Source organism: Finegoldia sp. P2-F-LR (assembly GCF_052932265.1).
In genome coordinates this window covers 1-1,483 of sequence record NZ_JBRFJF010000023.1, presented here as the reverse complement: position 1 = coordinate 1,483, position 1,483 = coordinate 1, and the positions used below count along the sequence as shown (strand labels likewise).

Sequence of the window (1,483 nt, the reverse complement as noted above, 5' to 3'; positions counted from 1 at the left end):
TTTGAGCTGAACCCGTAAACACGGAATAATTTAATAATATTTTAAGCGGAATGTAATCTGTACATAACAGGAGACATTCCGTTTAATTTTGTTTTAATTCTGTCTTCATTGTACCATTTAATATATTTTTCTATCTCATTAACTAATTCATCATAACTTTTAAATTCTACTCCATAATACATTTCTTGTTTCAATATTCCAAAGAAGTTCTCCATTGGAGAATTGTCTAGACAATTGCCTTTTCTTGACATACTTTGCCTAATATTCATTTTTTCTAGTTTTTTAGTCCATGAACTATGTTGGTAATGGAATCCTTGGTCTGAGTGTATAGTTAAATCTTTAATGTCTTTATTTTCTTCTAGTGCTTTTTCTAGCATTTCATTGGTTAAGTTTATTGTTGGATGATTGCTTAGTGTGTAGCTGATTATTTCACTGTTGTATAGGTCTAATATTGGTGATAGGTAAAGTTTCTTTTCTTGACCTTTAATTCTAAATTCTGTTACATCTGTTAGCCATAACTCATTTGGTTTACTTGCTGTAAATTGTCTTTTTACAACATTATCTGCTACTTTTCCTATTTGTCCCTTGTATGATGAGTATTTTCTTGATCTAGTTTTGAATTTAGTACATAGCAAGGATTCTTCTCTCATTATTCTTAATACTCTTTTATGGTTGATATTAAAGCCTTTATTTTTTAATACCATAGTTACTCTTCTGTAGCCATATCTACCTTTTGATGCTTTTACTATGGTTTTAATTTCAGCTTTAACTTCCTTGTCTTTGTCTGTTGGATTTTCTAATTTTATCTTCCATTCATAGTAGGATGATTTTGGCAACTTAGCTATTTCTATCCATTCACTTACTTTGCTTTTAGGGTATTGTTTTTGTAACTTGAGGATTATCTTTGTCTTTTCCTTGCTTCTGCTTCCTCTTCCAGTAGCAAGGCTTGTAGCTTTTTTTCGTAGATTATCTTCATTTTGAGAAGTCTATTTTCTTCTCTTAATCTTATTAATTCTTCTCTTTCAGTTTCGCTTATTGGAATATTAAGTTTAGATTTTTTATTTGATTTGGTCATTTCTTTTTTAGGCCTTCCTCTGTTATCTTCTAGCCCAGATAGACCATGCTTTTGATAAGCTTTCTCCCATCTGTACACCATAGATCCATTTACAAGATTGAAATGCTCTGCAGTCTCTCTAAGCGAAGTATTATTGATCTGCCTATATTGTATTACAGATAGCTTAAATTCACTAGTGTAATTATTGTTTTTTAACTTTTTTGATAAGTTATCAAAGCCTTTAGATTTATATTGGTTTATCCATAGCTCTAACGTGCTTTTAGGAATGCTATATATTTTAGCTATTGATTTGATTCCACCTGATTCACCTGATAAGTATTCTAGTACTAATTTTATTTTAAATTCTTTTGTGTATTTTGGCATACAAAAACCCCTCCATCCGTATTCCGGATTTTGGGGTTCAGGTCA

The 1,483-nt window shown here is 30.5% G+C and carries 1 protein-coding gene and 1 pseudogene; both read right to left on the bottom strand.

The genetic code is table 11. From position 1 onward, the window contains the following. Positions 1–41: 41 nt before the first annotated feature. Positions 42–908: pseudogene (locus tag ACU68W_RS09200) on the bottom strand (IS3 family transposase); the annotation flags it as partial. Then, positions 899–1,438, bottom strand: coding sequence for a helix-turn-helix domain containing protein (locus tag ACU68W_RS09195; protein ID WP_094224062.1), 540 nt, complete (start codon positions 1,436–1,438; stop codon positions 899–901). The pseudogene ACU68W_RS09200 and the gene ACU68W_RS09195, both read right to left, overlap by 10 nt. Between the last annotated feature and the right edge of the window lie 45 nt (positions 1,439–1,483).

What these genes read in the sequence shown, in the direction of transcription:
- ACU68W_RS09195 (WP_094224062.1), bottom strand. Translation starts at nt 1,438, where the DNA reads ATGCCAAAATACACAAAAGAATTTAAAATAAAATTAGTACTAGAATAC.